At 62.6% G+C, this 14,033-nt stretch carries 11 protein-coding genes; 7 read left to right on the plus strand and 4 right to left on the minus strand.

Features of this window, described 5'->3' with window-relative positions:
• From JZY06_RS10900 to JZY06_RS10910, 3 genes are all read left to right on the plus strand, one after another.
• A partial coding sequence (locus JZY06_RS10900) for a 1-phosphofructokinase family hexose kinase (protein WP_207279585.1) occupies positions 1-904 on the plus strand: 904 nt, incomplete at its 5' end.
• Between the two features lie 162 nt (positions 905-1,066).
• Positions 1,067-3,103, plus strand: a complete 2,037-nt coding sequence (locus tag JZY06_RS10905; RefSeq protein ID WP_207279586.1) for a fructose-specific PTS transporter subunit EIIC — start codon at positions 1,067-1,069, stop codon at positions 3,101-3,103.
• A 210-nt stretch (positions 3,104-3,313) separates the two neighbouring features.
• On the plus strand, positions 3,314-4,021 hold the full coding sequence (locus JZY06_RS10910; protein ID WP_207279587.1) for a pyroglutamyl-peptidase I family protein: 708 nt from the start codon (positions 3,314-3,316) through the stop codon (positions 4,019-4,021).
• Between the two features lie 30 nt (positions 4,022-4,051).
• On the opposite strand, the gene JZY06_RS10915 is transcribed toward JZY06_RS10910, so the two are convergent.
• Positions 4,052-4,714: a hypothetical protein gene (locus JZY06_RS10915; RefSeq protein ID WP_207279588.1), complete on the minus strand. Its 663-nt coding sequence runs from the start codon at positions 4,712-4,714 to the stop codon at positions 4,052-4,054.
• Positions 4,715-4,851: 137 nt separating this feature from the next.
• Positions 4,852-5,616, minus strand: a complete 765-nt coding sequence (locus tag JZY06_RS10920) for an MIP/aquaporin family protein (RefSeq protein WP_207279589.1) — start codon at positions 5,614-5,616, stop codon at positions 4,852-4,854.
• Positions 5,617-5,925: 309 nt separating this feature from the next.
• Between JZY06_RS10920 and JZY06_RS10925 the strand changes: the two genes are divergently transcribed.
• Both JZY06_RS10925 and JZY06_RS10930 read left to right on the plus strand, forming a co-directional pair.
• Positions 5,926-6,714 carry a hypothetical protein gene (locus tag JZY06_RS10925; protein WP_207279590.1) on the plus strand — a complete coding sequence of 263 codons (789 nt, stop codon included), beginning with the start codon at positions 5,926-5,928 and terminating at the stop codon, positions 6,712-6,714.
• A 335-nt stretch (positions 6,715-7,049) separates the two neighbouring features.
• Positions 7,050-7,856, plus strand: coding sequence for a hypothetical protein (locus tag JZY06_RS10930; protein WP_207279591.1), 807 nt, complete (start codon positions 7,050-7,052; stop codon positions 7,854-7,856).
• A 567-nt stretch (positions 7,857-8,423) separates the two neighbouring features.
• Here the strand turns inward: JZY06_RS10930 and groL are convergent.
• Entirely contained in the window at positions 8,424-10,067 is a 1,644-nt protein-coding gene (gene groL / locus JZY06_RS10935; protein WP_207279592.1) for a chaperonin GroEL, read from the minus strand.
• Positions 10,068-10,487: 420 nt separating this feature from the next.
• Here groL and JZY06_RS10940 point away from each other — a divergent pair, with 420 nt between their 5' ends.
• Both JZY06_RS10940 and JZY06_RS10945 read left to right on the plus strand, forming a co-directional pair.
• Positions 10,488-11,900, plus strand: coding sequence for a dipeptidase (locus tag JZY06_RS10940; protein WP_207279593.1), 1,413 nt, complete (start codon positions 10,488-10,490; stop codon positions 11,898-11,900).
• Positions 11,901-12,560: 660 nt separating this feature from the next.
• Positions 12,561-13,205, plus strand: coding sequence for a 2-isopropylmalate synthase (locus JZY06_RS10945; RefSeq protein ID WP_242516954.1), 645 nt, complete (start codon positions 12,561-12,563; stop codon positions 13,203-13,205).
• A 240-nt stretch (positions 13,206-13,445) separates the two neighbouring features.
• Here the strand turns inward: JZY06_RS10945 and JZY06_RS10950 are convergent, their stop codons facing one another.
• Positions 13,446-13,799 (minus strand): hypothetical protein, encoded by a 354-nt coding sequence (locus JZY06_RS10950; RefSeq protein WP_207279594.1) that lies wholly within the window; start codon positions 13,797-13,799, stop codon positions 13,446-13,448.
• Positions 13,800-14,033: the final 234 nt, after the last annotated feature.

Consider the following 14,033-nt stretch of genomic DNA (forward strand, 5'->3'; position numbering starts at 1 on the left):
TGTCGGGGAATTCGCTCTCGGCGGCGTGAACATCATTGAAGAATCAAGGAAGGAAGCCAGCGGTAAAGGTGTCAACGTCGCTTGGGCCCTCCATCGGGCAGGAGTTCGCACCGAAGCCGTTGCGCCTGTTGGCGGACTGGCCATCCCCTATTTCAAGCAGGAATTCGATCGCGGCGAGCTGCCGTACCGTCTGGTCGAGATCGAAGGTGAAACCAGGACGAACGTTTCCCTGATCACCCCCGGACAATCCACAAAAATCAACCAACCCGGTACACACCTTTCCGAGGCGGAGCTCACCGCTCTGGCTGACGCTGTCAAAGACGCAGCGTCAACTGCCCGCACCATCGCTTTCTGCGGCTCATTGCCGCAGGGATCCCCCAACGATCTGTACGCCCAGCTTGCCCGTTCAGCCAGGGCTTCCAATCCAGACATCCGCGTTGTGGTCGACAGTTCCAACGGGTCTCTATCGGAAGCCCTCGCTGCCCAACCTGATCTCATCAAACCCAACTGTCAGGAACTCGCATGGCTGACCGGCATGGATCTGCGCAGCGTCGGCGATGTTGAGCAAGCAGCACGGCGGGCCATAGACATGGGGGCCAAAAATGTGTTGGCTTCCCTTGGCGTCGACGGTTCCATGCTTATCACGGCCGATTCCGCACTGGTGGCGGTCAGCCATGACATTCCGTTTGCCAACGCTGTCGGAGCCGGTGACGGAATGCTCGCCGGCTTTCTGTCCACCGGAACCCTGGACTCGGATGCCCTGTTTGCCGCTGCCCTGTGGGGATCGTCAGCAGTGGCATGTTCCACCACTCTTTTCAACGTCAACGACACATTCACAGATCGCATCAGCGTCAGTGAACTCTCAGATCCTGAACGAATGTTGTCCGATCCCGCAGCGGCCTGAAAGCCTGCCGCCGCATCAACATGGATTCCACTCCACCCGAAAATCCCACACACACAACCACGTTCCCGTGTTAGACCGCCCGCACCGGGGACAGCCTCAACCCCTCCCCCGCCTGCAGCACCCTATTGCCTGTGGGCCGGCCCGAAAGGACCCATGACACAAATGTCTGAACCATTCATTATCGCAGCCACCGGCTGCCCAACAGGTGTTGCGCACACCTTCATGGCTGAAGAGGCCCTGATTCAAGCGGCCACCAAACGCGGCATCGCCATCAAAGTCGAAACTCACGGTCAAGTCGGTGTTGAAAACGGCCTGACGCGTGAAGACATCAGACGCGCCACGGGTGTGATCGTCGCTGCCGACAAGGATGTCCAGGCTGAGCGTTTCGCCGGTAAACCCTTGGTCGACGTGGGAGTATCCCAGGCGATCCACGACCCTGATGCCCTCATCGACAAGGTGCTGGCGCGAGCAAAAGAAGGTATCACGTCCACTGCGGATGACGACACTGATGCCATGGACCATGACATGTTCGCCACCAACGACGACGGAACTGCCACGGGCGGCAAGAAAGTCGGCCGGGCGATCTACAAGCACCTCATGAACGGTGTTTCCAACATGCTGCCGTTCGTTGTCGGTGGCGGCGTCCTGATAGCCATGTCGTTTCTGTGGGGCATCTACTCCGCCGATCCGGAAAGCGAGCAATACAACGCACTGGCCGCTTCATTGAAAACGATCGGTGGTGCAGGCCTGGGACTGATGGTGCCAGTACTGTCGGCCTACATCGCGGAATCAATCGCGAAACGTCCGGGCCTTGTCATCGGTTTCATCACTGGCATGATCGCTATGCAAAACGGCACCGGTTTCCTCGGGGGAATAGTGACCGGTTTCCTGTCCGGTTTTGGCATGATTGCCTTGGCCAAAGCCCTCGAGTGGATGCCCAAGTCTCTTAACGGTCTGAAAGCCATCTTCCTGTTCCCGGTCCTCGGAGCCGCCATATTCGGCCTGATTACGGTGGTCATCTCGCAGCCGATGGCGGCAATTTCGACGAGCATGCAGGATTTCCTGTCGGGATTCCAGGATGCCAACCCGATTGTTCTGGGCATCATTCTCGGTTGTATGTGTGCCTTCGACATGGGTGGACCGGTGAACAAGGCCGCCTACGTCACCGGTGTTGCACTGTTGGCCGACGGCAACTACCAATTCATGGCCGCAGTGTCCGCAGCCTGCATGGTTCCGCCGATTGTCATTGCTATCGCGTGCACCATTTTCCCGCGATCCTTCGAACCCGGTGAACGCCGCGCAGGTTGGGTCAACTACATTCTCGGCGCAACCCACATCACCGAGGGCGCCATTCCCTTCGCCGCCAAGAACCCTCTCGTGGTCCTTCCGATCCTGATGCTTTCCTCGTCGATTGGTGCGATTCTGTCCCTGCTGTGGCACTGTGGTTCCCCCGCCCCACACGGCGGCTTCCTGGTTCTGCCGATTATCGAGAACCCGTTCGGATGGGTTGCCGCAATCTTCATCGGTGCACTGGTGGGAGGACTGCTCTACGGCGCATACATGACCCGGAGGATGCACAGGCTTCAGGGTGAAAAAACAGCCCAGCCCTCACCATCCCGTACACACTCCGGCACACCCGCCCCCGTCGCTGTCGGCAGCGCAGCATCCGCCACACCCAACCGTCCGGACAACGGTGGCCAGCACCGGAAAACTGAGTCCCCATCAGCAGTCCTCCAGACCGCTGCCCAGCCCAGTGCCGATTCCGGTGATGTTCCGTTGATTGTCGACACCACAATCACAGCCGCGGACAGAGACTCAGTGCTCCGTGAAATCAGCCAATTAGCGGCCCTGGGCGGCCACATTACCTCGGCTGATGCGATTATGGCAGGAATGGTGGAACGTGAAACACAGATCACCACGGCCCAAACCGACCTGATCGCTATTCCACACACGAAAAATGCTGCAGTGAACCACCCTGTGATTGTGGTGGTCCGCACCCCGGAGCCGGTGTCTTGGACCGGAGATAAACCGGTACGTGTCGCAGTCGGAATGCTCACTCCGGACAGTGGGGGCAACACCCACTTGAAGCTTCTGGCAAAACTAGCCCGGGGCCTGGTCAAAAGTGACCTGCGCACCATCCTGCTCAACGGCAGCGAGGAGGACATAAGAAGCGCCATCCACAAGCAGCTCGGCGACTGATATTCACGGTTGTCCAGGGATACCGGAAAATAAAAACCGGCATTCCGGCTTGCTGCAACACCACCCTGCTGACGGTGGAACGGAAAACACTGGTTTTTTCCGTTCCACCGTTTTTTCCGCTCCGGCAAGTCATCTCCTGCTCCGGTGACCGCAGGAGGCATGAGCGCATACTGCAGGGTTCCGGAAACAGAGGCAGCTACGCTGAAAGGTGTGAAAAAGATTCTTCTGACCTGCTTCGAACCGTTTGGCGGCAGTCCCGTCAATGCCTCCGAACAGGCGCTGGGCGAATTCTGCGCCCGGCTGCGCTCATCCCCGATCGATGGCGCAGAGATCGCCGTGGAGGTGCTGCCGGTTGCTTTCGCCGCCGGCACCAGGGCACTGGCTGAAGCGGTCTCCCGGCACCAGCCGGATGCCATTGTCGGTTTCGGCGAGGACACCCGGCGCCGCTACATCAATGTCGAAACCCGCGGAATCAATCAGATGCACGCCCGGATCGCCGACAACAGCGGCGACAAACCGCGGAAAATGACCATCGACGCTTCCCCTTCCGCCCCCGGCAGCCGGGAATTGACCTTTCCCGCCGATCCCCTGGTGCAGGCAGTCGGTGATGCCGGCCTGAAAGCGGTTGTGTCAACGGATGCGGGAAGTTTCGTGTGCAACACCCTGGCCTATCTGCTTCCCGAATTCGGGGTTCCGGCGGCGTTTATCCATCTTCCCGCCCTGCGGCAGGACAACCGGGATATCCCAGGTGCAGGTTCCGGCAGCCGACCGGACGGTCAGGCTCCCCGCGGACCTGCGCACCCGCACAGCGATCCCGGCAGGCTGCGCGCCCCGGCGACCATCGGTGATCTGGCCACCGCCGTCGCGGCGATTGTGGCTGTGGTTGCCGCCGATACCCCACCGACCCGGTCCGGATAGCGTAGGCGGTTGTTTGCTGTGCCGCCGCTGTCAGCGGGCGCGGGTGTTCTCGGTCAGGGAATCGGTGACCACACTGTCGGTGAAGGTGAATGTGACTTTCGAATTGAGCGACAGGCCCCGGTAGGTGTTTCGCGGGCCGACGGACATGATCTGGGCGACAGCTGTGCCAAGCCGCCGGGTGCCGTCGACGCTGTTGAGCTGGAAAGCCAGGTCGATGGTTTTTCCGTCAGCGGTGGCATCAACCGACAGGGTGCCTGATCCGTCGGGATTGACGGTGACGGTGTGGCCTGGTGAATGCCAGGTGCCGACAATCCATTCGGGGGCTTGTTTCAGCAGCGCCAGCCCTGAGGGATCCCCCAGATGGACAGGTGTGTCATCGCCGGTGTCCGGCGGTGCGGAATGGGCCGGTTGATCCGGGCTTTCGGCCGGTGAACCGGCACTGGACGAAGGTGTGTGCCGTCCATCTTCCCGGCTGTTTTCCGTGGTCGTGGTCCCGGACGGGGACACTTCTGCACGCGCCGGCGGTCTGCCGGTGGCGGATGCCCCGGAACTTGTCGTGGTGGTGTGGCTGGTGCCGGTGGTCACCACACCGGCGGTGGGCTGCGACTGGGCGCACGCCACCGCAGTCACCAGGGCCCCTGCAGCTGCCAGTGATGCTGGCAGGCGCAGCAATATCCGTGTACGTGGTGTCATTTTCAAAAACCAAATCCCGCCGGGTCGTGGTGGTGTGGCGCCGGGATACACCGGCGTGTGGTCAGTCACATGTGTCGGCTATGGTAGCCGGTGGCACCGGCGGCGGCATCCACCAGGCACCGGCAACGGGACAAAGGCTAAAACAGCATCGGGGCGACAAGGCCGGCCAGAATTCCGCCGACAACAGGGCCAATGACCGGAACCCAGGCGTAGTCCCAGCGCGATGATCCCTTGTTCGCGATGGGCAGCACAGCGTGCACCAGACGGGGCATCAGATCACGGGTGGGGTTGATCGAACAGCCGGTGGTTCCCCCCAGGCCGAGCACAATGCCGGTGACCAGCAGCGCCACCCCCAACGCGCCGAGAAGGCCCAGATCCACTTTGACCAGACCGGAGGCCTGCCCGGCGGGGCCGACCGACAGCACCACGACAACCAGCACGAACGTGTTGAGTGCCTCGGAGAAAAAGTTCCACGGGGTGCGCCGCACATCAGGGTCGGTGCAAAAGGTCATCAAAATATCGCGCGGCGAGTCGGCAAGATCGTAGTGCGGCTTGTAGGCCAACCAGGCCACCAGCGCCCCGGCTGCGGCACCGATTGCCTGGGCCGACAGATAGGTGGCGGTCGATGCCGTATCCACCGGGATACCGGGAACATATTCCGGCGCACCCGATACGGCGATACCGATTGTCACCGCCGGGTTGAGGTGCGCCCCGGATTTGAAGGCCACCAGCACACCGGTGAACACCGCGAACCCCCAGCCCCAGCCGATGAGCATCCAGCCGGTCCCCCTGCCCTTGGTGCCGGGCAGCAGCTCGTTGGCGACCACCCCGATACCGATGAGCAGCAGGATCAGGGTCCCGAACAATTCAGAGACAAAGATCTCCGCGAGCGTGGTGTGCATGGCTGTGGAACAACCCCCCGGGTCGGGTCCCGTCGTCGATGCCGGGAACAAAACTCAACTGGTAACGGAACCAGACTGTATACCCAGCAGCACAGTGTCAGCCACACAGGTTGCGCCGACGGGCACATTCACCCAGAAACTATGGCGCATATCACCATAGCCGGGAGCCGACGGCCGCTGACGGCTGCCGCCGCTGCCGCCCCCGCGCCAGCGGCGGCAGCGGTATCCTTCCTGGGGGAAGCAGACTGTTCTTCCCCCATCCCCGTTGCTGCCCCGCAGCGTCCATCCCGCACAACCGAAAGACCCGCCATGCCCCGCCGACTATTCGCCTATGCCACCTGTGTTGCCGCCACCGCCGGATTAGTGTCCGGGTGCAGCCTGTTCGGCGGCGACGACCAGCCGGAAGAAGTTGTGGTGACGGTGACGTCCACCAGATCCTCCGCAGCGGGCACGGCAGAGTCCCCGGCACCGGTGACAGTGACCACCACCGTGAAAAAAGACGGCGGCAGCCACAGCCGGGACACGGCACCGGATGGGCGCGCCGACGCCCCGCTGGCCGAGGTCTATCGGGCAATTCTGGCCAATCCGCGGCTGGTACCTTTCACCAACCCGTCCGACAGGCCGATCAATCCCACCGGTGACTACCGCTACACCCTGGCCGATGTCGACGGTGACGGAAAGCCGGACATGATGCTCAATATCGCGATGGAGGAAACCGGCCCCGGATGGCCGACAGTGGGCTATGTCACCTTTGTCCTCAGCCGCTCGACACCGGGAAATATTGTGGTGGCCAAGGGTGTGACCCTCGACGGGGCGGCCAGCGCCGGTGGTTTCCGGGCCGGCACCCTCATGCCGACCGGCGGCCAGACAGGTATCGCGGAGGCTTTCTGGCAATCGGTCGGTACCGAGACCACCAACAACATCTATTCCGTCGACGGCGACGGCGTGGTGGTCAAAGAGCGCGACTACACCGACACCATCGACACCTCCGGCCCGTGGACTCTGCCCACCCCCGGCGGTTATTGCCTGCCTGCCTGGCACAGTGTCGCCGACACCTCACTGGTGGATTCCATGACCACCGGGGGCTGCGAGAACTGAAAGAAAGCCGCCACCAACCGGCGGCTCCGTCAACGTTCCCGGCCATCCCGCACACGGCCCGCCCACCCGGCAGGTGTGCCGCAGCAGATGCTTTTTTCACCCGCCCCCGCCTGGTGCCCGCAACCCGGTAACGGTGTGATTTCAGGTACACACCACCCCACGGGCACTACCCGCCCGGTGGCGGCGGGGGTAGCCTGCCACCAGGGGACGGTATACCCCTTCCCCCTTTTTTCAAGGCCCTGCCCGCCGGTTGCATGACCTCCCGGAGGTGGTCTGTGATGTTCCGGGCACGCGGCCACCGTGAGCCGTGTCGTTTTTCCAGGAAAGCCACCACCATGACCCGCCGAGTGCTGTTGTCTTTGCCGTTCATTGCAGCCTGCGCCACCGCATTGGCCGCCTGCGGCCTGCCGGGCACAGGTCCCGATCCGCAGCCCACGGTTGTCACCGTCACAGCCACGGCACCGGCACCCGCCCACGGCACGGGCTCGCCCGCCCCGGCACCGTCCGCCGGAGCCGGCAGCCCACACGCCCCCGCAACAGCCGCCCGGAAGACCGGCGTCGCGCCCACGACCGCCACCGACGGCAATAACCTGCGGCAGCTCTACGAATCGCTTCTGGGCAATCCAACCTCGATCCCTTTTACCCCGCCGGACGATCAGCCGCTGGTCCGCAACGGTGAGTACGAGTACGCGCTGGCCGATGTTGACGGCGACGGTCTGCTGGACATGATGGTCCGCATCGGCGTCTACGACACCGACAGCAACTGGAATGAGGTTCCCTACGCCACCGTGGTGCTGGGGACCTCAACCGCAGACACCATTGACACCGCCACAGGGCTGATCCTGGCGGGCATGGGTGATGTCGGTAGTTTCCAGGCCTCGGCGATGATCCCGCAGCCGGGGCACACGGGGGTGGTGGAACTGCAGTACAGCGGAACACTGCCGGATTTCAGCATCACCGAGTTTTCCCTTGACGCGACCAGGACACTGGTCAAAGAGAGGGAATATTCGGTCACGGTCACCGACAACCGGTGGGGATTGCCGGAGATCCCCGGCTACTGTGTGCCCGCATGGCTACCGGCCAGCGATCAGTCACAGGTCGCCGCCATGGCCCCCAGCCCCTGTATGACATGGGATAACTGACCGTCACCGCTGCCGGCGGCAGCCCGATTTCCCGCACACCGCCGACGGGATGGCCCCAGCTTGTGTCGGCGTCACGTGCGCAGGGCATTCCACGGGCGTCAGGGTGTGTTCGCCGCCGGTGGGTCGCTCCCCGGTCAACCGCCACCGGAAGCGGGCCGCGGTGCAGTGCTGTCGCAGCGGCTACCGGCACCGGGATTCGGGGGTGATGCAACAGACGTCTGTTATTTCACAAGCTTTAGGCCAGCATGTTTGTCACAGTGTCCGCTGTGGGGGATCTTTGCCGGGGGTGATGGCCCTGCTGTTGACCGTGCCGGCCGCCCAGCAGAAGAACGCTCTGTGCGTTGGCTGACAAGTGCTGCCCCACCCCGGCGGCCGGTTGGTTGGTGCGGACACACGCGCCACAGACGAACCGCGTTGCCCGGGGCAGCGTCCGGCCTGTGCTGACACACCGCGGCCCACCGGCGGCGGGAGGCGGTCACCGTGGTGGCCGTCCATCCCCGCCGGCCGGTGGGCCGCAGGTTGTTTTATTCACGTTGTGGCTGTTGCTGGTTCAGCCGGGGCGTGGGATCAGAATCCGCCCATGCCGCCCATGGCATCCGGGTCGGGCATGCCGCCCTGGCCGGCGGGCTGCGGCTTGTCGGCCACAACTGCCTCGGTGGTCAGGAACAGAGCCGCAATGGAGGCGGCATTCTGCAGTGCGGAGCGGGTGACCTTGACCGGGTCATTGATGCCGGCGGCCATCAGGTCAACGTACTCACCGGTGGCGGCGTTGAGGCCTTCACCGGCCTTGAGCGAAGCGACCTTGTCGGCAACCACACCGGGTTCGAGACCGGCGTTGAAGGCGATCTGCTTGAGCGGGGAAGCCAGGGCGAAGCGGACGATTTTCACGCCGGTTGCTTCATCGCCGGTGACATCCATCTCGTCAAGCACATGGGCGGCCTGCAGCAGGGCCACGCCACCGCCGGCGACAATGCCCTCTTCCACAGCGGCTTTGGCGTTGCGGACGGCATCCTCGATGCGGTGCTTGCGTTCTTTCAGCTCCACCTCGGTGGCGGCACCGACCTTGATCACGGCCACACCGCCGGCCAGCTTGGCCAGACGTTCCTGCAGCTTCTCACGGTCGTACTCGGAATCGGAGTTTTCGATCTCGGCGCGGATCTGGTTGACACGGCCTTCGATCTGCTCGGCGGAACCGGCACCCTCGACAATGGTGGTGTCATCCTTGGTGACAACAACCTTGCGGGCGCGGCCCAGCAGCGGGATGTCGGCGGTTTCCAGCGACAGGCCGACTTCTTCGGAGATAACCTGGCCGCCGGTCAGGATGGCCATGTCCTGCAGCTGTGCCTTGCGGCGGTCACCGAAGCCGGGGGCCTTGACGGCCACGGACTTGAAGGTGCCGCGGATCTTGTTCACAACCAGGGTGGACAGGGCTTCGCCCTCAACATCCTCGGCGATGATCAGCAGCGGCTTGCCGGTCTGCATGACCTTTTCCAAAAGCGGCAGCAGGTCCTTGATGTTGCCGATCTTGGAGGACACCAGCAGGATGTAGGGGTCTTCCAGGACGGCTTCCAGGCGCTCCATGTCGGTGGCGAAGTAGCCGGAGATGTAGCCCTTGTCAAAGCGCATACCCTCGGTGACCTCGAGGTCCACACCGAAGGTGTTGGATTCCTCGACGGTGATAACCGACTCTTTGTTCAGCTTGCCGCCGCCGACGGCGTACATGGCTTCGGCAATCTTTTTGCCGATGGCCGGATCGGCCGCGGAAATGCCTGCGGTAGCGGCGATTTCTTCCTCGGTCTCAATGTCTTTGGCGGTTTTCAGCAGCTCGTCGGTGACCTTGGCGACAGCCTTTTCGATGCCGCGCTTGATACCCATCGGGTTCGAGCCGGCGGCCACGTTGCGCAGGCCTTCACGGACCAGGGCCTGGGCCAGAACAGTAGCGGTGGTGGTGCCGTCACCGGCAACATCGTCGGTCTTTTTGGCTACTTCCTTGACCAGCTCGGCGCCGATCTTTTCGTAGGGGTCCTCGAGCTCGATCTCGCGGGCGATGGACACACCGTCATTGGTGATGGTCGGTGCACCCCAGGACTTCTCGAGCACGACGTTGCGGCCCTTGGGGCCGAGTGTGACCTTCACGGCGTCAGCAAGCGTGTTGAGGCCCTTTTCCAGGCCGCGGCGCGCTTCTTCGTCGAAGGCGATCATCTTTGCCATGTCTTTTACTTGCTCCTTGAAATCGGAAAGAGACGTTTGTTGTCTTTTGTTCCACTTGGGCTCACGCCGGGACAGGGAAGAAAACAGCTGGCAGCGGGGGTGCTTGAAAAACAAACCCGCATACAGATGGCGTGCGGCCACCTGCTGCTGTCCTGCGGACGCCCGCGACGGCTTGAAACCTCTGGTGCCTAAAGCCCACCCGGTCTCACTGTCACGGCTCCGGGACAATGGAGCATGTCACAGCGGTGTGGCCGGGTGTGGACGACAACGGTTCCCCGCAGTTTCCCTGGTGCGTGCCGGAAGAAAAACCGGCACTCGACGCATCCAAGTGCTAACTGCTTTTTTAGCAGTCCACCCATGCAAGTGCAAGATAGTTCGCCACGGGTGAACGTCGGCCGACGGCGGCTACACTGGGGTGACATGACTACCACCACCGACAACGACTCCACCGCATCCTGCCCGGCCACCCAGGCGGCCACCGGCGCCATCGCCGCCCAGGCGGACGAAATCAGAACCAACCTGGCGGCACTGGTGGGACTTAATACCGTGCACGGCGACCCCGACCATGCCGACGACCGGGCGCAGGCCGTCGACTGGCTGACCCGCGCCATCACCGAACTGGGGATGGGCTTTGACATCCAGAGCTTTGATACCACAGACGGCTCGGTGGCCATTGTGGCCAAAAGAAAACCGACAGCCGATCTGCCGACCGTTGTTCTCTACTGCCACTACGATGTGGTCCCGGTTCCCGACCCCACAGCCTGGGACACCGACCCGTGGACACTGACCGAGAAAGAAGGCCGCTGGTACGGCCGGGGATCCGCCGACTGCAAGGGCAATGTGGTCGCCCACCTGGCCGCCCTGAAGGCACTGAAAGAATTGGGCGACACCGGCCTGGGACTGACTCTTGTCATCGAAGGCAGTGAGGAAAAAGGCGGCGAAGGCCTCGACCGGCTGATCGAGGACCGGCCCGATCTGGTGCAGGCCGACGCGATCATGATTGTCGACACCGGCGGGGTGGCCACCGGCGTTCCCACCCTGACCACTTCCCTGCGCGGCGGGGCACTGGCGGAGGTGACGGTGAAAACCCTGGCAAGCCCGATGCATTCGGGTTCTTTCGGCGGCGCCGCCCCCGATGCGGTGGCAGCGTTGATGCGCACCCTTGATTCGCTGCGCGACAAAGAAACAGGAGCCATCACCATTGACGGGGTGGACTGCACCGGCACCTGGGATGGCGCCCCCTATGACCCGGAGACCTTCAGAAAAGATGCCGGGATGCTTGACGGGGTGGAGATCATGGGCGGCGAGAACGATTCACCGGCCGACCAGGTGTGGGCACGACCGGCAGTGACCTGCATCGGCTTTGACTCCACCCCGGTCAAAGACGCCGTCAACGCGGTTCCGGCGACAGCCACAGCGAAACTGAACCTGCGGGTGCCGGCGGGCCAGGATGCCCACGATGTCGCGGAGAAATTGAAGGCACACCTGGAAAACCATGTGCCGTGGGGCGCGCACATTTCCGTGACGCTCTCCGACATCAACCAGCCTTTCAAAGCCGACACCACCGGCCCCGTCATGGAGACACTGAAAAAATCCATCTCCGATGCCTTCGGCGGAAAAGACACCGTCTACACCGGCTCCGGCGGATCGATTCCGCTGACGATCAAACTGCAGGAACTGGTGCCCGGCGCGGTCATCGCCCTCTACGGGGTGGAAGAACCCACCTGCGCGATCCACTCGGCCAACGAATCCGTTGACCCGGAGGAAATCAAGCGCATCGCGGTGGCGGAAACCCTGTTCCTCATGCGGTATGCCCGCACCTTCAAGCAGTAGGGCGCACAAAAAAGACAACAACCAGCCACAGCGGCCGCGGGAGAGCATGACCATGCTTCCCGTGGCCGCTGTCTGCCTCCCGCACCACAGATCCATCACCCCCGCGACACAACAGCAAATCCCACCGGGTGGAACAGCCGATAAATGACCACAGTTTGGCGACAAATCACCTGGCCACCACAATCCCGCGATACGGGACCCGCCACCTCACCCGCCTGCCCCCTTCGGGCCACCCCCGACCAACATTCACTTTTCGTTGACCCTTGTTTTGGTGGCCCAGATCACCCTAGGATGTGACCCATGACGCAGATGATCCGACGAGCAGCGCTACTAACGCTAGCGCGAGTAGCGCAGGCTACATACCCCTGTGGAGGCTGATGAACGGACTGACCCCTCCACACGGGGAAGTAGTCGTTATCAACCCAGCCAGTCGGACAACCACAGAGATAGTCTTCCCACCTGATTGCAGGCCCTTTTTTGCCGGGCCCACAGGTGGACGGGCACCCGCACCAGCCGCCACCGGCTTCCACGCGAGCACCCGAGACATTTTCCGTCACGGTTTCCAACTCCCAGCGTCGGTCCTTCATACGCAAAACACATCACACCACCCCGCCCGTATCCTCCCGGGCGAGACGGTCAAGCAAAGGACCTGCAGAAATCATGGAAACCACCGCCAGCATCACAACCACCCGCACGTTCAATCCCACCGGCACCAGCGCCGATTTCTGGGAGATCGGTTTCGACCACAACGGCGACTACACCCGCATGTGGCGGGAGATCTCCGACACGGTCGGCTACATGCCGGGCACGTTCACCTCCCCGAAGCGGTTCCGCAGCGACGACCGGGAACAGAACAAAACCGACGATCCGTTCTATCTGCACTACGGCATCCGGTTGCCGAAGCAGTTGCGGGAGGAATCAGTCGGCATGGATTGGCGGGAATTCGTCTCCACCTACGCGCCGACCGCATCGACAACGATCTCCGACATGCACAGTGAACAGCTGCGGGCCGGCATGTGGCGTTTCTCGGCGAAAATCACCACCCGGGGTGCCCGCGGCCCGCTGCACTCCTACCGGGAGTTCACCGGCACCGGCCCCGCACAGGCGGTTACCCACTGGTTGGCCGATATGGGCCGCGGTGTTGAAATCCTGTCTTTCCACCAGTTCACCGTCTTTGAGGCCACCGCCACTTTCCTGAAGGTCACCTCCGGCAGACGCACTGTGTGGGTCATGGGATTGGGTCCTGACCGCGACAATTCCACGGCAGCGGCGATGAGTGCGGCAGCACAGCGCCTCTACGCATAGCGGCAATAGGCAGAAAAGCCGGTACTGCCAACGCGACAGGCCAGTTCACTGCTTTGCCACCCGGGGACCGGCAACCGCAGTCCCCGCCAACCGGCAACGCGTGAAGTGGCTGCCATCGACCGTGGTGCCCCGGGGCGGATGCACCCTGCCGCGTCCTGTGCGGGCCGGGGCGAAGCCGTTACCGGAGCAGGCTGGAAGACTTAAGGTGGGCCGGGTTGGCGTTGCCGTTGTCGGATACTGCTACCCATCTTGTGCCAGTTCCGGAAATGAGTCTTTCCAGAGTTTGTAGGCTCTCTCCGCCAGGAAGATGTGTGGGAAGTCCTGGATCAGTAGTTCTTTGTTGATGAACTCGCACTGCTGTTCGTCGGTGCCTTCGGAGATCAGGTCACGGTAGGCGCAACGCCGTTCCACGTCCACTGTCACATCAAAGGTGCGTACCTTTTCGTTTTGCCAACGGACTGAATGGGGAAGGATGAAGATTCCTTGCGCGGGGCCTGTCAGATCGTCGAGACTGTCGGGTGCGAAATAAGGCTTGTGGTCACGGTAGAGCATTCGTCCGTGATCCCGTTTGATAACGGGGGCGTAGCGGGTCATGGGTCAACGGCTCCTTGCGGGGTATGTGGTTCTTCTTGAATCTGGTTGTGGGTGTGGATTTTCCATCCAAGCTGCTGTGCGACTTTTGTAGCACGGTTGTCGTCTGTCGCGAGCCAGGCGGCGACTATTTCTGGGGTAGGTGGCTGTGTTCAGGCATGCTCTGCTCCTTTGGTGCGCCACGTTTCGCCTGTCCGGGCGCGGTGATCAACCACCCGGCAGCAGCGGGTTCATGTC

The organism is Corynebacterium mendelii, from assembly GCF_017307055.1.
GTDB lineage: Bacteria > Actinomycetota > Actinomycetes > Mycobacteriales > Mycobacteriaceae > Corynebacterium > Corynebacterium mendelii.